We start from the raw sequence: 16,534 nt of genomic DNA, 5'->3' as shown, positions 1-16,534 counted from the left end.
TTTTCGTATTCATTAGTGTATCCCTGCTAAATTATATTACATGAAAAACGTCATTTTTTCCATTTGCCTGCTGGGCATGCTTGCCGCCTGCGACAAAGATGATAAAGATAGCCCTTCCACACCGGCGAATATCCATGATACGGTTCTGACACAGAATCTTTCTTTTCCCTGGGAGATTGTCTGGGGACCGGATGATTTTATCTGGATGACGGAACGGGGCGGACGGGTAAGCCGTGTTAACCCGCAAACCGGAGAGGCCACGCTCCTGATCGCTATTAAGGATGTTAAAACCCAGGGAGAAGGTGGTTTGCTGGGCATGGCCCTGCATCCTTCCTTTGCTACTACCCCGCATGTTTTTGTGGCTTACAATTATGATAACGGCGGCAATTACCGTGAAAAGATTGTACGGTATAGTTATAATGGCACTACTTTGACGGACCCACTGACGATTTTTGACAATATTTCGGCCGCTAATATCCATAACGGGTGCCGCCTGGTTATTATTGATAATAAGTTATATATCAGCACCGGCGATGCGGCCGACCAATCACTACCGCAGGATATGGGTTCTGTAAATGGTAAGGTGCTGCGACTGAACCTGGATGGAACGGTCCCTGCCGATAACCCTACTCCCGGCAATCCCGTATGGAGTTATGGCCATCGTAATGCACAAGGACTGGTGTATGCCAATAACAAGCTGTATAGTTCGGAACATGGCCCTGACTCTGATGACGAGATTAATGTTATTGAGAAAGGCAGGAATTATGGCTGGCCCGATGTAAAAGGATTTTGTGAAGGTGGGGAGCAAAGTTTTTGTTCTACCCACAATGTGAAGGAGCCACTAAAAGCCTGGACCCCTACTATTGCAGTGAGCGGTATGGATTATTATGAGAAGGACCTGTTGCCGCAATGGAAGCATTCCCTCCTGGTAACTACCCTGAAGAATAGCCGGCTGGTGCAGTTAAAGCTGAATAACACACACGACGCGATTACAGAAACGAATGAGTTTTTTACTAATAAGTATGGAAGGATGCGGGATGTGTGTATTTCCCCGGACGGAAAGGTATATGTGTGTACCAGTAATGGCAATAATGATAAGATTATTGTGATCAATAAGAAATAGGGATCAGACAAATTGCAGTTGAACGGTGGTGCCGTTCTGCGGCGCTGATTCGATGCTGAGATTTGCTCCTAATGCTGTAGCCCTTTCCCGCATGCCTTTAAGACCGCTGGAGGAGGTAATAAGATTGGTATCGAATCCTTTACCATTGTCCTGAATTGTTAGCTGCAGACAATTATCCCGGCGACAGAGCCTGATGACCACCCGGCTTGCCTGTGCGTATTTCGCTGCATTGTTGATGGCCTCTTTGAATACGAGGAAAAAGTCGCGTCGCTGTTCCATGGCCAGGGTTTCCTGCAGGATGTCTTTATCTACGTCAAAGTCTATGTCTATGTTTTTACTTTCGAGGGTATGGCTTACGTATTCCCGCATACGAATGACCATGTTTTCCAATTTGTCATTGTCGGGCCGGATGGTCCATACGATATCACTCATGGCCTGCTGGATCTGCTGGGATTGTTCTGTTATGTTTTCGAGTATGGTGGCGGATTTATGAATGTCGCGCGAAAGGTTGTTCTGTGACACCTTGGACAGGATGCTAATGCTGGTCAGTGTAGAGCCTATATCATCATGCAGGTCCCGGGCAATATTAGTGCGGATATTTTCCAGTTCTTTTTGTTGTTCCAGTTTCTTTTTGAGCTGGTAACGGTTGAAGAGTACCCCTGCGAGCGCCAGAATGAGCAGGGTGCCAATGATCCAGGTGTTGCGTAGCTGCCGCTGGGCACGTAGCTGGTTCACCTGCAGTATCCGCTCTTTATCGGCCAGTTGTAGTTTTTGTTCTTTGGCCTGTGTAAGGAGCCCTTGTTTTTCGAGCTCTTCTTCCTGTTGTTTTATTTTGAGCTCCTGCAGTTGTTGTGACTGAACGAGCAGATCAATTTCATTTTGTTTCCGTTTGGCTTCTTCCTGGTTGCCGGCAATGACGGCTTTTTGTTTTTCGAGTTCCAACTGGCGGATCTTTTGTTCGGCATTGAGCGCCACAATAGCCTGGTCTTTTTTCTCTGTTTCGTATTGGGTCTGTAACTCGGCTATATTGGTCTGTGTGGATTCATTTACCAGGCTATCCTTATACAGGTAGTATTTTCTGATTTCTTCGTAGGCGTTTTTGTAATCGCCCTGATTTTTATGGTAGGCCGATTTACTACCGTAGTAATCACGCCAGAGGGTTTTGTTGTTTAGTTGTTGTGACAGATCATGCGACTCACGCAGGTACGCCAGTGCGGTTGCAGTATCTTTCAAATCGCCACACAGCAATGCCGCCCATCTTGTTTTGTGTGCCAGTCCAAGTTTATCATCCAGTTCCCGGCAGATCGTGATCGACTTCTTAATATATTCGAGCGCATCCCTCTTCCTTTGCTGCATGTTCATGAGCACCGACATGTTATCATACCCGGGCACCAGCTTTGCTTTCACGCCTGTTTTCTCTGCATACCTGGTTGCGATCTCCTGGTACCTGATGGCTGAGTCGATCGATGTTGCCCTGTAAAATAATGACAGGTTGCCATAGGAGGTGGCGAGGCCGGCAATGTCTCCAACTTTTTCTCTCATGGCAATGGCCTGCCTGGTATACCGGATGGCTTCTTCGCGGTTGCCCAGGCTGTAGTATACCGAGGCGAGGTTGCTGGTAGCAGTGGCCAGGCCTGGCAGGTCTTCTACCTGTTCGTATACGCGGATGGATTTCAGGAGCCACATGGCCTGTTTTTCAAATTCGCCCAATATGCCGAACATAAATCCGAGATCGTTGTACACAAGACCGGTGTAGCTGGTGATATTTTTTTCGAAGTGAAGGGCCAATGCCTTGTGGAAGAGTTTTTCCGCCAGCTCGTGTTGTTCCTGGTACATCAAACTCTGGCCGTGCTGATAGTTGGCGAGGGCTAGCATGAAACTATCTTTCAGCCGGGTCGCTATCTTTATTGCCTCCTCTATATGACCATTGATGCTGGTGGTGTTGGATTTTTGCAGGAGGATGTCTGCTTCTTTTAGCCTGGCGAATCCTTCGCCCCGCAGCATTTTATGTTCCCTGCTTATCAGCAATGCCTGCTGCGTGTACTGCATGGCCAGGTCGAGCGAACCTGTGACCGCTTCCTGATCGGCCTTATCGAGCAGTTGGTAGATCTTCAGGGAGTCTGCTTTGGTATAGGATTGAGCGTTGACCTCCGGTAATGCGCCGATGAGCAGGAGCATTACCAGGATGGTTGTGTTCGCCAAAGCAACTATTGGGTGTTTGAGCATAAGTCAAATGCTCCCAAAAATTACGAAGAAAAAGTGAACCGGGGGAAGGTATAAGTACGTTTGCTACGAAGGGCAACAGAAAAGCCGCTTTTTACAAAGCGGCTTGTTGTATAGTGATTTGTGCCAAACAATGACCAGCCGGATCCTGAAGGACTCCTTAGCAAGGGGAAAGGTTATAAATATTTATGATATTATCCCTTTATGGCGGCGATGCCGGGCAGGGTCTTTCCTTCAAAGTATTCGAGCATGGCGCCACCACCGGTGGAGACATAGCTTACTTTATCGGCAAAACCAAACTGGTTGACAGCAGCTACTGAGTCACCTCCTCCTACGAGAGAGAAAGCACCATGCTGTGTAGCCGCCGCTACCGCTTCGGCAATGGTTTTGGTGCCATGCTGGAATTTCTCCATTTCAAATACGCCCATCGGTCCATTCCATAAGATAGTTTTGGAACGTTTGATGACGTTGGTAAACTGATCACAGGCCATCACTCCTATATCGAGCCCCATCCAGCCATCGGGGATGGCATTGCTGGGTGATGCGGCTGTTTCGGCATTGGCATCAAATTTATCGGCAATGGTGGAGTCAGAAGGCAGGTGGATGCAAACGCCTTTTGCTTCTGCTTTTTTGAGCAGGTCTTTTGCTGTATCCAGGCGATCGTCCTCGCACAGTGATTTACCAATCTTACCGCCCTGGGCTTTCATGAAGGTGTAAGCCATACCGCCACCGATGATGATGTCGGTAGCTCTTTCGAGCAGGTTTTCAATGATGAGTATTTTATCCGATACTTTGGCGCCGCCAATGATGGCCGTGAAAGGCTTCTGTGACTGGTGCAATACTTTTTCAGCGCTGGCTACCTCACTTTCCATAAGCAGGCCAAACATACGCTTGTCAGCCGGGAAGAATTTAGCAATGACGGCTGTAGAGGCATGCGCCCGGTGGGCAGTACCAAAGGCATCATTCACGTATATATCACCCAGTTTGGAGAGTTTTTCAGCAAAGGCTTCATCACCTTTTTCCTCTTCTTTGTAGAAACGCAGGTTTTCGAGCAGCAGCACTTCACCGGCTTTAAGCATACCGGCGGTTACGTAAGCCTGCTCACCAATGCAATCATTGGCAAATAGTACAGTAGTACCACCCAGGAGCTCACTGATGTGTTTGATGAGGTGTTTGAGCGAGTATTTTTCAGTAGGTCCGTCTTTGGGCCTGCCCAGGTGGCTCATGAGGATGACGCTGCCGCCATCGTTCAATATTTTTTTTATGGTAGGTATGGCAGCCGTGATACGTGTATCGTCGGTGATGTTGTATTTATCATCGAGCGGAACGTTGAAGTCGACCCGGATAAGGGCTTTTTCTCCTTTGAAGTTATGTTGGCTAAATGTAGACATATAGTGATTTTAAAAAGTAACCGCAAAGAGATGAACGTCGGGAAACGGCAGCCCGGCAATTGCCGAGGCTTTGGTGTGACGTTTGGCTTTCTTTGCGGTTATGGGTATAGAAATCTATACGAATGTTATTTGCTGATGAGGCCGGCGAAGTATTTCACGGTACGCACCAGTTGGCTTACATAGCTCATTTCATTGTCGTACCAGCTTACTACACGCACCAGTTGGGAATCGCCCACGGTTTGTACGCGTGTTTGGGTAGCATCGAATAATGAACCATAAGTAGAGCCGATGATGTCGGTGCTTACGATCTCATCTTCTGTATATCCAAAGCTTTCATTGGAGGCGGCTTTCATAGCGGCATTCAGTTCGGCTACGGTTGTTTTCTTAGAAATGATGGCTGTGAGCTCAGTGAGTGAACCGGTAAGGGTAGGCACACGCTGTGCAGAACCATCAAGCTTACCTTTCAGACCTGGTAATACAAGGCCAATGGCTTTGGCGGCGCCGGTGCTGTTGGGAACAATGTTCTGAGCAGCAGCGCGGGCGCGGCGCAGGTCACCTTTCGGGTGCGGAGCGTCCTGTGTATTCTGGTCGTTGGTATAAGCGTGGATGGTGGTCATTAAACCATTTACGATACCGAATTGCTTGTCGAGGGTGTCGGCCATTGGAGCCAGACAGTTGGTAGTACAGGAAGCGCAACTGATGATGGTTTCGCTGCCGTCGAGCGTATTGTGGTTAACATTGAATACGATGGTCTTGAGGTCGCCGGTAGCGGGTGCAGAGATAACTACTCTTTTGGCACCTGCAGTAATGTGAGCGGCTGCTTTGTCTTTATCGGTAAAAAAACCGGTACATTCCAGTACTACGTCCACGCCGTGGTCTTTCCAGGGAATTTCGGCTGGGTTTTTCTGGGCGTAAATCTTTACTTCGTCGCCATTTACTATAATAGAGTTTTCAGAAGCTTTTACGTCGGCATCAAAACGACCTTGTGCGCTGTCGTATTTGAGGAGGTGGGCCAACACCTTAGGACTGGTGAGGTCGTTAATTGCTACTACGTCAATACCGTCCATTTTGTAGATCTGGCGATATACCAACCGGCCGATACGTCCGAACCCGTTGATGGCCACTTTAACTGTGCTCATTGTCAAGATTTTATTTATTGGTTTACAAATGCGGCGTGAAGTTACAATATTGCGTACAGAATACGGAACACATAATGCAGAATTCGGGAGTTAAGCTATAATTCAGCAGTCTACCAATATAATACAGTAATTGGGTCGGATTGGTTCGGGGAAGGAAGTCCAGGTGTCAGCCATTAGCTTTTAGGCATTAGCCTTTAGCCCTGGAAGGAATAGCTATTCGCGTGCCGGCTTACAGGCTGGGAAAGCCTGTAAACAGGTAGCTGTTAGGAAGATAGCGGGCGGAGAAGAAAAATATTTTATGCTGTTTTTGACTTTTATTTGGAGGGAAATAGCTGGGCTATTACCTTTGCACTCCCAATCCAACTTTTGGACTTCAGCAGCCGCGTTCGTCTAAGGGTTAGGACACCACCCTTTCACGGTGGTGATACGGGTTCGAATCCCGTACGCGGTACAAGTAGGAACAGGTTCATATCTGTTCCTATTTTTTTTGATATAAGACCTGCCATTATAACTTTTAGTCAAATTACCCGGGCCCATGATATGACAGCGTTTCGGGCATCGGGATTCATTTCTGTCAGTTCATCTTCACTGATCAGTTTATCAGCCAGCTGAGCAGCTAATATCATCAGATACGTAGAACCTCTCATATTGTCATATCGCCGAGCAATGTGCTTGTCAAAATCCCGAACGGTTTTATATAAGTTATGATAAGTGTCCCTGTTATCCTGTTGCTCATTTTTCCATTTTTGTAAAATAGCATCAAACTGTTGCAGGCCTTGCTGAAATTCCTTCTGCAAACCTTTTTCTATCAGTTCTCTGGCAATGCGCTTATCTTTTTTGGAAAGTTCGATTGACATATTGTATAGGTTGATCAATTTCGTAATTATTTTACTATTTTTAGCAAAACCTTATCTGTTTATGAGACATCTACTCCTTCTTTCTGCAGGGATGCTTTCCCTGTTATTACTGACAATTCCCGTTTTTGCGCAACCGGATACCAATTATGTCCCAGGCACCCAGGTTTGCTGGACGTTTAATGGCCGGCCTCATGGTTATTTTAAGGCTGCCGGCAATGGGGAAAGACATATTCTGATTTCGTTTACTGGTGATGGACAAACCACCTGTTCAGGTTTTCAGGCCAATGCTCCACAAAAATGGCTGAATGATGCCGGCATGAACTGGGATGGCCGGACCGTGAGGGCTTCTGGTGATACTATTGTATGGGAAATATTCACCATTCTGAACACGAATGGTAACAGTCCCGGATTTTATGCTGCTGATATCAATTATTTTTTCACACATATTGCCCCGATAGATACCAGTGACCATTCAAAATTCCATGTAGAGGGATTAAGTGGTGGTGTACAGCGGTTCTGGGGATATATATTTGGACCTCAGGTGAGCCCTTACCGGAATTTATTCTCTACCACGATCAGTATTTCAGGCGCCAGTTTAGGCGGCAATTATGCCAAATTACGGTATTACAGTCCGGGCAGGCGGCATTGGGTTTGGCATGGAGAGAATGATGCCCATTCCTGTTGTCCTGTTTACCGGTCGGAAAAGATATATGACAGCTTGAGTGTAACCGGCTATGCCCGCCTGACGATCCAGGCAGGAAGCGGGCACACGGATACTACCTGGGATAGCTGTTTGAGCCTATCGGGAGCAGATACGAATACGAACCGGTGGTTGTGGATGGTAAGGAACAACACAGGGCAGATGACTAATTATGCGAAGACTTCTTCAACCGGGCAGCAAGTTTTTGACAAGAATATGCCCTTGCTGTATCCTAACCCGGCAAGAAAGGAAGTAACCATTACTACAAGCGGGTTGTTTGCCGATGCTTATAGTCTCCAGGTAATAGATGCCTCAGGCAAGGCCCTAAAGCGAATATCCAATATCCGGAACAACAATTACCTGCTTGATGTCAGCTCTTTACAAAAAGGTATTTATATCGTGCTCATCAAGGCCGGTAGTTACCAGGTGCAACAAAAGTTAATGGTAGAATAGGCTACTATCTTTTTAAAAGTAAAGCGGCTGCCTCTTTTGATACGGAGACAGCCGCTTTTTAATGATATAGCAGAGGTCCTACACTTTGTAGTATTGCTCCCAGCCTTTGCGTGGCGGAGCACCCACGAGCAGTTCATTGATCTTTTTGCTGCTGGTGATGATCTTTTTTTCCCTGTCGAATTTAATTGTTTCTCCTGTCCATTGCGCCAGTACGCCGAGGCAGAATACCTGGCTTAACGGGCCGGCAATGGAGAATGGTGAACGGGTTTGTTCTTCTCCCTTGCAGGCTTTCAGGAAGTTGGCAAAGTGGTTGGACGGGCTTTCCGGCACAACAGGCAGTTTGGATGCCATCTCTTTTGCTTTTTCCTCCGGAATGATGGACAGCGTGCTGCCATGCGAACCACCTTTGAAGGTAAGCTCTTTGCTATAGATGATCTTCCCGGGATTGAGCTTGGCCGGTTTGATGGCGCCGGTGCTGGGTGGCGGAATGTTGGGGTCCAGACCTGATACGCCATATCCTTTGGGTATGGGGGGCAGGTTATCCAGGCCATCATACCATTTCACTTCCAACGGCGGCATGCTGCCCCGCTTGGGGAATTTGAATGAGAGCGTGGTTGACATGGGATAGAAGAAGTTGTTATGCCCATCCAGTTTGAGGGGTTCCACTTCATAAGGCAATCCCAGGTCGAGGAACTGGTGCGCTGTATCGAGGATGTGTGCCCCCCAATCGCCCAGGGCGCCCATGCCAAAGTGGAACCAGCAGCGCCATTGTCCGTTCACAAAATCTTTGTTATAGGTATGCCCGCTGGTAGCCATTTGCCAGATATCCCAATTCAGGGTGGACGGCACAGGCTCGGCAGCAGGGAATGCCGTGATCTTAGGATCCCAGCCATGCCAGCGACGTGGTGAGTTCATGTGCGCTGTGATGTCGGTCACATCTTTGATGATACCGGCATCCACCCAGGCTTTGAACTGGAAGTAGTTGGCATCGGAATGGCCCTGGTTGCCCATTTGGGTAACCACTTTGGGATATCTTTTCGCCGCCTTCATCATGAGTTCCACTTCCTGGAAGGTGCGCGCCATCGGTTTTTCCACGTATACGTGCTTGCCGAGGCCCATAGCCATCATGGTGATGGGGAAGTGGGAGAAATCGGGAACACCGATTGACACGGCATCAATCTGGTTGCCCATTTTATCAAACATTTGCCGGAAGTCCTGGAACCGCGGTACATCGGGGAACTGCTTTAAGATGGCTTCCGTATGCGGAGCGCCCATGTCTACATCACAAAGCGCCACAATGTTGGCCAGGCCGGTTTTGTGCAACGCTTCAATGATCTCCCTTCCGCGGTTGCCTATTCCCACACAGGCCAGGTTGACTTTTTCATTGGGCCCTAATTTACGGGGATGCCGTTGCTCATTGGCCAATAGAAAGCCGGGTACGGTTGCAGCAGCAGATGCCAGCATGGCCTGCTTCAAAAATTTTCTTCTGGAGTAATCGTTATAAGACATTTCTGGTTGTTTATGCTGTTTGGCTCCAAAATACATAAATTAAGATTAGCAGCTCATTAAAGTATTCTACTGATGCCAATGCCGCTTTTTATTATGCCAAAATAGCTTATTCCACGCCTGTTATTTCTAATTGTAAACGATTAAGTTCCTTATATAATCCGTCGGGCAGGCTGAGTAGTTCCTGGTGGGTGCCCATTTCCCTGACCACTCCTTTTTCCAGTACCACAATTTTATCGGCACTGCGGATAGTAGATAAACGGTGGGCTATGATGAAGGAAGTACGGTTCTTCATGAGGTTGTCCAACGCTTCCTGTACCAGCGATTCTGAAGCAGCATCGAGTGAGCTGGTAGCTTCATCCAGTATGAGTATGACGGGATCTTTCAGAATAGCCCGCGCAATAGCAATGCGCTGACGCTGACCGCCGGAGAGTTTAACGCCCCGCTCTCCTACCACAGTATCATAACCCTCGGGGAAGTTGATGATGAATTCATGTGCATGCGCCTGCCGGGCTGCCTGTTCTATTTCTTCCTGGGTAGCATTTGGCTTCCCATAGAGGATGTTTTCCCGGATGGTACCGCCAAAGAGCAATACATCCTGCGGCACCAGGGCTATTTGCTTGCGTAACTGGGTGAGCGGAATACCGGCAGCCGCTTTGTCATCGAAAAACAGTTGCCCACCGGAAGGCTCATAAAATCTCAGTAATAAAGCCGCAATGGTCGATTTACCGGCGCCGCTGGGTCCTACGATGGCCACCTGTTCACCCGGCAAAGCTATTATGGAAACGTCTTTTAATACCGTCACTTCTGCTCTTGACGGATAGTTAAATGCTACGTTCTGTAAACGCACAGCTCCCTCCAGGATGTGTTCCGGTTGTATGGGTTCATCCTGTTCAGAAACCTGTTCCGGAATGTCCCTGAGCAATTCCCGCACCCGTTGTGTGGCACCCATTGTTTTCTGCAACTGGCCATAGATATCGGCAAAACCTGCCATACTGCCACCTACAAAGGCAGTGTATATCACAAAGGCGGTAAGGTCGCCAAATGCCAGGTGACCGATCCCGTACCATACAACAAGCGCGATGGTACCGAATACACTGAAGAGCAGGAAGGAAACAAACATACCACGGTACAGACCGCTTTTGACAGCCATTTTGATCACCTGCTGCAGGCTGCGCGTATACCGGTTGATCTCAAACCATTCGTTAGCAAAAGATTTTACATTGCTGATGCCCTGCAGGGTTTCCTGTACGATAATATGGGAATCGGCCAACTGGTCCTGCGTTTGCCGGGAGAAGCGGCGGATGAACTTTCCAAAAATTATTGCTATGATAATAATGACAGGTAATACCGATAGCATAACGCCTGTTAATTTTGGCGATATGTAGAGGATGAGACCAATGCCTATGATCAGGACGAGCAGGCCACGCAATACTTCCGCCAGCAATGAGGTAACGGCATCCTGGATCTGTGACAGGTCGCTACTGATGCGGCTGGACAATTCACCTACCCTGCGCTGCGCAAAGAAGTCCATGGGCATGGTGATCATTTTGCGATAGATGTCGCGCCGCATATCGGCCACTGCATGTTCCCCCACCGAGGTGAAGAGGTAGATACGCATGAAGGAGAAGAGCATCTGGATGACCAGGACGGCAAACATCCAGCCCACGATACTGCCGGCAGTACCCAATGACGGTACAGCAGTCCCACTGGCGCTATTGATGAGCTGCTTGAGCAGGTAGGGGAAGGCCATGGTAGTGAGTGAAGACAAGGCAATGAAGACAAGACCGGTGATGAATTTACCGATATAAGGTTTGACGTAGGAGAAGATGAGGAGGCTTTCCCGCAGGTTCGCCCATGTTAATTTCGCTTTGGGTATATCAAGATTGCGTCGGGCCATAGTTTGTTGTTTAGTTTTTCCCTGTTCCGGTAGACGGATGAACGGGGCAAATATTGTAGGATACGAAAAGATTTAGTTGTAAAGGTACGAAGCAGGCTACGAGCCATTTGCGTCGATAGCAGATTTCTCACCCTGCATAGGCCACTGTGTATGCAACGACATATGGCAGGGTTCGAAATGACAAGTAAGAATGTGTTGTTTCGCCCGCAAAAACCTGCAGCGCGGGGAATAAAGATACAACGCAAACGTTTGCCTTGCTGTTTTACTGTGAAGGGTGCATTAAATGGGGTTGTTACGGCCATACGGATTGCGTTATTATCACTATATTTCTACCGGCAACCAATATGTTCTTTTATTTTTTAAACCATTTATCTATGAGATCATTATTTGTGATTGCTTCTTTATTGCTGGCCCTATCCTGCCGGCGCGATCATTCAAATCCTGTTTCAGACCCTGCCCTTAGTAATGAAACAGCTACCACAGCGGCTGAAGCCGCCACTCCCAAAGAGATTATTATCTGTGATCAAAAGAATGCCCGCATTATTATGGTAGATATTGCCAATGGCAATACGATTACCTGGGAATGGAAGGCTACCGCCTCTTATGCCATGATCCGCTCCGGCGCGCAGGGTTGGTTTTCCAACCTCAGCGAAGCCAAGCTGGTGTATAATGGCAAGTATGTGCTTGCCACCGCTTCGGGCGGCGGCGTGGCGCTGATCAATGTTTCCAGCAAGAAAGCCATCTGGTACGATTATGCCGGCGGGAATACGCACTCCGCAGAGTTGTTGCCTAATGGCAATATCGTGACTGCTTCTACTACCGGTGGCTACCTGATGATCTTTACTGTTGATTCGTATATCAACGATGAATCTGCCCAGACCGCTCCTATTGCCTTTGAAGATGTACATAATGTGGTATGGGACCATGCACGGCAGCAGTTGTATGCCGCCGGGAAAGACAAGCTAAAGGTATTCACGTATAATGGCAGTTGCGGAGCGCCCAAGTTAACCTTGAAAACTACGTACACGATGCCCGAGGGCAATGCGCATGACCTGTTTCCCGTACATGGCAGCACAACAGACCTGTGGCTCACGAATTCAGGACATATTTACCGGTTCAATGTAACGACCGGCGTCTTTACTTTAGTGAAAACCACGAGCGCCGTTAAGTCTGTTGCATCCGGACCTTCAGGCTATCAAACGATTATGGCCAAAGCCAATGGGGTGGGCGGTGAAACCTGGCGCACCGATCGAATACTGGATATTAACGGGGCCGTAGTATACCAGCATGCTTCCCTGGGATTGTATAAGGCCCGCTGGAAGCTGGTGAATGCGTTCAGTTATCCGGCCGGGGATAGTTTTCACGAATGTACGCACCCGTAGTTAAGTTTCTGATATTGATGGTTTCGGGCAGTATTTCCTGTAGGAGATGCTGCCCGAAGTTTTTTTGTATTTTAAATAAGCTGCAACTGAGTAGCGATGCGAATGAGGGAGGCAGTGTTCTTTGCGTTTAATTTGTTAAGCAGGCTTTTCCGGTGGGTATCAACGGTGGTGGTACCGATAAAGAGTTTTTCCGCAATTTCGTTATTGGTCAGTCCTTCTGCAATTAAGCCCAATACTTCTTTTTCCCGCCGGGTGAGCACAGGCAAGTCTGATTGATCGGGCGCACGCAGCGAGCGGGCAGCTTCATGGCTGAAGTAGAGTTTTCCTTTTACGATGGTGGTGATAGCTTCCAGCAATTCTTCACGTGTTGCATTTTTTAACGCATAACCACTGGCGCCGTTGTCCACCATTTTACGAATGAAGCTTTGCTGGTTGAAAGTGCTGAGGCCCAGGATGAAGATGTCCGGATATTTTTGTTTGACTGTTGCGCAAAGATCAATACCACTTTTATCGCCGAGGTTGATGTCCATGAGGATGACATCCGGCTGTTGCTGTTGCAGAAAGGACAGGCAGGAGTCGGCAGACATGGCATGACCGGTAAGCTCGATGCTGGTTTCATTTTGCAGCAAAGCGCGAATACCTTCTATGACCATGTAATGGTCATCAACTATGAAAACTTTTATAGCCATTTAAACAGGTAGTTCAATGAGTACTGATGTTCCTTTGCCCGGTGCAGCCTGTACGTCTACTTTACCTTTCAGGTAATTTACCCGGCTTTGAATGTTGTCCCAGCCAATGCCTTTGGTTTGCCGCAGGATGGTAGTATCGAATCCTTTTCCATCATCTTCCACTGTTACGGCAACTCCCGTTTCATTTTTCTCTATCTGAACAAGGGCTGTAGCAGCACCCGCATGCTTCAGCACATTGTTGACCAATTCCTGCACAACCCTGTAGATGGTAATGGCCATATTAGATCCAATAACGGTATTTTCCAGGCCGCTGGACTGGTATGTCAATTTGAGGCTACCGGATTGGTTGATGTCATTACAAAAGTCCTTTAATGCGGTATCCAATCCAAATTTTACCAGCGCTTCGGGCATGAGGTTGTGGGCCACGCGCCTCATTTCGTTGATGGAACTGTCGAGCATATCAATGCCCCGTTCAAATGCCTGCTGGTTTTCCGGCGTCATGATGAGATTTCCCTTCATAGTATTGAATGAATATTTTATGCCCGACAACATGCCTCCCAGGCCATCGTGAAGGTCTTTTGCCAGGCGGGTGCGTTCCTGTTCTTCCCCTTTGAGGACGGCCTCGGTAGCTGCCAGTTGTTTTTCGGTTTGCAGTTCATTGATGCGCTTCTGTTGTAAGGCCTGTTTTTGCCGGTAGTTACGCCAGGAAAGCAAGGCAATCAGCAATATAGTAGCAGCGCCGCCGATCAGGATATAGTTAAAGATGTTCTTTTGTCGCAGTCTCAGTTCCTGCACTGTTCTTTCCGCTTCGAGTTGTTTGATCCGGGCTTCTTTCTTTTCGGTCTCGTATTTCTTTTCCAGGTCGGCCGACTTCGTTGATATCACTTCACCAACCATTGCTTCCAGTACAGTTACCATGGAATCACTCCAGGTAATACCATTTGCGAAATCTTTTTCAGCATAGGCAATGGATGAAAGGACATTGTATACAGACGCTTCTTCTACCCTGTAATTGTGGGTACGGCTGAGTGCAAGCGCTTCACCGGCATATTGTTTGGCAAGTGACAGCTTACCTTCCTGCAGGTTACAAATGGCAATTGCACGCAGGGCGGTGATTTTGCCGTTGGGGTCGCCCAATTCAAGGTGCAGGGCCAGGCTTTTTTCCGCATGTTTTTTTGTCAACGGATAGTTACGCAGCTTTAACGCTATTCCCGCCAGGTTTAGCTGTGTAGCTGCCTGGACCCGTATGTCCTGGTATTCCTCTCCTATTTTTAATGTCTCTTCGAGCGCCACCATCGCCTTATTAAGCTGATTGGTGTTTTTGTAACTGAGCGACAAATTGATGAGGCATTTGCCCAGAAACTCTCTCTTCTTCAATGCTCTTGCCTGCGCTACTGCTTTTTCACCGAATACAATAGCTTTGTCATATTCTGACCTGTTGTGATACAGTATCTGCAACGCATCATTCATTTGCACTTCAATGCCAGCATTGCCTAACTGGTCCATGATCTTCCTGCCCCGGAGGCAATACTCAATGGCCTTTTGGTAGTCTGCTCTCTCCCGGTAATTGATCCCAACGTTGAACAGGGAAATGCCGATGCTAAGAGAATCCTTCATTTTTTCGGCCACCGCCAATGCTTCCTGCTGGTAAAATAGCGCGGAATCAAGGTTACCCTGAAGAAGATATATGTCACCAAAAAGTTCGAGTTGTTTATACTTTCCCCAGGTATAATTTAATTTCCTGGCCAATGCGCCTGCCTGTTTAAAATATTGTTTCGCTGTTTCAGGTTCACTGTTTTCATACGCCTCGCCAATATTACAGAGCAGCAATACTTTAGCGGTATCTTCTTTGGCCTGGGGTAATTGCTTTAATAAGCTGTCTCTTTTGTTTACCTGCGTCCATGCAGGTAATGTAAGGATAAGCAACAGCAGGGTTATGGGGGTTATCTTAGGCATACAGGAAAGTAACACAAAAAGACCGTTTTACAAATTAACGGTTCTATCTGCCGGGTACGACTCCCCTTTTTCCATGATTTTTCCTTTTTTGAAAATCTCCTGTTTTTAAGGGATAGGAAGCAGGATTGCTACCAGATACTTTTATAGCCTAAAATTAACCATCATGAAGTATCTGTCCTTACTTATTGCATTTATGAGTATAACTGTTATCTCCCAGGCTAAGATCTGGAGAATTAATAATAATGCCGGTGTTGTAGCCGACTTTACTACATTCCACGCTGCCGTTAATTCCGCTTCGGTACTGGCTGGTGATTCGCTGTACTTCGAACCCAGCGCCACGGACTATGCCACCAATAGTATGACTTTAAACAAACGACTGATCGTGATCGGACCTGGTTATTTCCTGGACCCTGCCAATGCAAGCATACCCGGTAATGCAGGTTTGCAGGTGGCTACAAAGGATGCCCGTATCCCTTTTATCAGGATGTCATCGGGGGCCAACGGCAGCAAATTTTTGGGTATAACGCTCAGTGGTTCGGTATATGTAACCGGCATCAGCAATGTCAGTTTCGAAAAATGCTTTTTTGCTGGTGGTCTTTATTTTGAGGATGGCGCCTGCACTGCCATTACCGTCCGGAAATGCTACTTGAGTGGCACCTCTATCAGTGCCAGCGGTACTGCTACGTTGAGCAATTTTGTATGTGAGAACAGCATTTTTAATAACAATGGCTATATCAACCTTACGATACTCACCGGCAGCGACAATATTGTAAGAAACAACAGCGTAATCAACGGAGGCAATGCCTTTACTTTGGTCAATACTTATTTTGCGAATAATATTATAGGAGCCTGGTCACAATGTGACCTCACTAATTGTACGATCAAGAATAACCTGTTCCAGGCTAACCAAACGCTGCCCGGTACAGCCACCAATAACCTGGTAAACCAGGATATGGCCACTATTTATACAGGTACGGGCAGCTTCGACGCACGGTGTATGCTAAAGACCGGATCACCAGCTATTGGAGCAGGACTTACTGTAGGCGCTGTTACGAATCCTGACTGTGGCGCCTTTGGCGGAACAGATCCTTACAAACTCTCAGGAATACCCAATATCCCTTCTATTTACAGTCTTACTGTACCTACCTCCATTCCATCGGGCAGCGCTACGATGAATATCACTTTCAGCACGAGGAATAACAATTAGCAGGCAAT

General features: G+C 47.6%; 12 protein-coding genes and 1 tRNA gene. 5 read left to right on the top strand and 8 right to left on the bottom strand.

Going from position 1 to position 16,534, the window contains the following annotated elements:
• Nucleotides 1–40: 40 nt before the first annotated feature.
• Nucleotides 41–1,123 carry a PQQ-dependent sugar dehydrogenase gene (locus HB364_RS09610; RefSeq protein ID WP_167287667.1) on the top strand — a complete coding sequence of 361 codons (1,083 nt, stop codon included), beginning with the start codon at nucleotides 41–43 and terminating at the stop codon, nucleotides 1,121–1,123.
• A 3-nt stretch (nucleotides 1,124–1,126) separates the two neighbouring features.
• Here HB364_RS09610 and HB364_RS09605 read toward each other — a convergent pair whose 3' ends face one another.
• The 3 genes from HB364_RS09605 to gap all read right to left on the bottom strand — a co-directional run bounded on the left by HB364_RS09605 (nucleotide 1,127) and on the right by gap (nucleotide 5,876).
• Nucleotides 1,127–3,325: an ATP-binding protein gene (locus HB364_RS09605; RefSeq protein WP_167287666.1), complete on the bottom strand. Its 2,199-nt coding sequence runs from the start codon at nucleotides 3,323–3,325 to the stop codon at nucleotides 1,127–1,129.
• A 215-nt stretch (nucleotides 3,326–3,540) separates the two neighbouring features.
• Nucleotides 3,541–4,737 (bottom strand): phosphoglycerate kinase, encoded by a 1,197-nt coding sequence (locus tag HB364_RS09600; RefSeq protein ID WP_167287665.1) that lies wholly within the window; start codon nucleotides 4,735–4,737, stop codon nucleotides 3,541–3,543.
• A gap of 125 nt (nucleotides 4,738–4,862) precedes the next feature.
• Nucleotides 4,863–5,876, bottom strand: a complete 1,014-nt coding sequence (gene gap / locus HB364_RS09595; protein ID WP_167287664.1) for a type I glyceraldehyde-3-phosphate dehydrogenase — start codon at nucleotides 5,874–5,876, stop codon at nucleotides 4,863–4,865.
• Nucleotides 5,877–6,255: 379 nt separating this feature from the next.
• Between gap and HB364_RS09590 the strand changes: the two genes are divergently transcribed.
• Nucleotides 6,256–6,327, top strand: a tRNA-Glu gene (locus HB364_RS09590).
• 67 nt (nucleotides 6,328–6,394) lie between these two features.
• Here HB364_RS09590 and HB364_RS09585 read toward each other — a convergent pair.
• A complete protein-coding gene (locus tag HB364_RS09585) occupies nucleotides 6,395–6,733 on the bottom strand; it encodes a hypothetical protein (RefSeq protein WP_167287663.1) in 339 nt (112 codons plus the stop codon).
• A gap of 61 nt (nucleotides 6,734–6,794) precedes the next feature.
• Between HB364_RS09585 and HB364_RS09580 the strand changes: the two genes are divergently transcribed.
• Nucleotides 6,795–7,886 carry a T9SS type A sorting domain-containing protein gene (locus HB364_RS09580; RefSeq protein WP_167287662.1) on the top strand — a complete coding sequence of 364 codons (1,092 nt, stop codon included), beginning with the start codon at nucleotides 6,795–6,797 and terminating at the stop codon, nucleotides 7,884–7,886.
• 78 nt (nucleotides 7,887–7,964) lie between these two features.
• Here the strand turns inward: HB364_RS09580 and HB364_RS09575 are convergent, their stop codons facing one another.
• Complete coding sequence (locus tag HB364_RS09575) at nucleotides 7,965–9,395, bottom strand: Gfo/Idh/MocA family protein (protein WP_167287661.1); 1,431 nt, start codon at nucleotides 9,393–9,395, stop codon at nucleotides 7,965–7,967.
• Nucleotides 9,396–9,501: 106 nt separating this feature from the next.
• On the bottom strand, nucleotides 9,502–11,292 hold the full coding sequence (locus tag HB364_RS09570; RefSeq protein ID WP_167287660.1) for an ABC transporter ATP-binding protein: 1,791 nt from the start codon (nucleotides 11,290–11,292) through the stop codon (nucleotides 9,502–9,504).
• Between the two features lie 374 nt (nucleotides 11,293–11,666).
• On the opposite strand from HB364_RS09570, the gene HB364_RS09565 reads away from it, so the two are divergent.
• Nucleotides 11,667–12,674 carry a DUF6528 family protein gene (locus HB364_RS09565; RefSeq protein ID WP_167287659.1) on the top strand — a complete coding sequence of 336 codons (1,008 nt, stop codon included), beginning with the start codon at nucleotides 11,667–11,669 and terminating at the stop codon, nucleotides 12,672–12,674.
• Nucleotides 12,675–12,745: 71 nt separating this feature from the next.
• Here HB364_RS09565 and HB364_RS09560 read toward each other — a convergent pair whose 3' ends face one another.
• On the bottom strand, nucleotides 12,746–13,363 hold the full coding sequence (locus HB364_RS09560) for a response regulator (RefSeq protein WP_167287658.1): 618 nt from the start codon (nucleotides 13,361–13,363) through the stop codon (nucleotides 12,746–12,748).
• Entirely contained in the window at nucleotides 13,364–15,319 is a 1,956-nt protein-coding gene (locus tag HB364_RS09555; RefSeq protein ID WP_167287657.1) for a tetratricopeptide repeat-containing sensor histidine kinase, read from the bottom strand. It abuts the gene before it with no gap.
• A gap of 163 nt (nucleotides 15,320–15,482) precedes the next feature.
• Between HB364_RS09555 and HB364_RS09550 the strand changes: the two genes are divergently transcribed.
• Nucleotides 15,483–16,526, top strand: a complete 1,044-nt coding sequence (locus HB364_RS09550) for a hypothetical protein (protein WP_167287656.1) — start codon at nucleotides 15,483–15,485, stop codon at nucleotides 16,524–16,526.
• Nucleotides 16,527–16,534 lie beyond the last annotated feature (8 nt).

Source organism: Paraflavitalea devenefica, assembly GCF_011759375.1.
In the GTDB taxonomy this organism is placed as follows: Bacteria; Bacteroidota; Bacteroidia; order Chitinophagales; family Chitinophagaceae; genus Paraflavitalea; species Paraflavitalea devenefica.
This window is presented reverse-complemented; position numbering and strand designations above follow the sequence as displayed.

What these genes read in the sequence shown, in the direction of transcription:
- HB364_RS09570 (WP_167287660.1), bottom strand. Translation starts at nt 11,292, where the DNA reads ATGGCCCGACGCAATCTTGATATACCCAAAGCGAAATTAACATGGGCG.
- HB364_RS09600 (WP_167287665.1), bottom strand. Translation starts at nt 4,737, where the DNA reads ATGTCTACATTTAGCCAACATAACTTCAAAGGAGAAAAAGCCCTTATC.
- HB364_RS09580 (WP_167287662.1), top strand. Translation starts at nt 6,795, where the DNA reads ATGAGACATCTACTCCTTCTTTCTGCAGGGATGCTTTCCCTGTTATTA.
- HB364_RS09550 (WP_167287656.1), top strand. Translation starts at nt 15,483, where the DNA reads ATGAAGTATCTGTCCTTACTTATTGCATTTATGAGTATAACTGTTATC.
- HB364_RS09610 (WP_167287667.1), top strand. Translation starts at nt 41, where the DNA reads ATGAAAAACGTCATTTTTTCCATTTGCCTGCTGGGCATGCTTGCCGCC.
- gap (WP_167287664.1), bottom strand. Translation starts at nt 5,876, where the DNA reads ATGAGCACAGTTAAAGTGGCCATCAACGGGTTCGGACGTATCGGCCGG.
- HB364_RS09555 (WP_167287657.1), bottom strand. Translation starts at nt 15,319, where the DNA reads ATGCCTAAGATAACCCCCATAACCCTGCTGTTGCTTATCCTTACATTA.
- HB364_RS09585 (WP_167287663.1), bottom strand. Translation starts at nt 6,733, where the DNA reads ATGTCAATCGAACTTTCCAAAAAAGATAAGCGCATTGCCAGAGAACTG.
- HB364_RS09575 (WP_167287661.1), bottom strand. Translation starts at nt 9,395, where the DNA reads ATGTCTTATAACGATTACTCCAGAAGAAAATTTTTGAAGCAGGCCATG.
- HB364_RS09560 (WP_167287658.1), bottom strand. Translation starts at nt 13,363, where the DNA reads ATGGCTATAAAAGTTTTCATAGTTGATGACCATTACATGGTCATAGAA.
- HB364_RS09565 (WP_167287659.1), top strand. Translation starts at nt 11,667, where the DNA reads ATGAGATCATTATTTGTGATTGCTTCTTTATTGCTGGCCCTATCCTGC.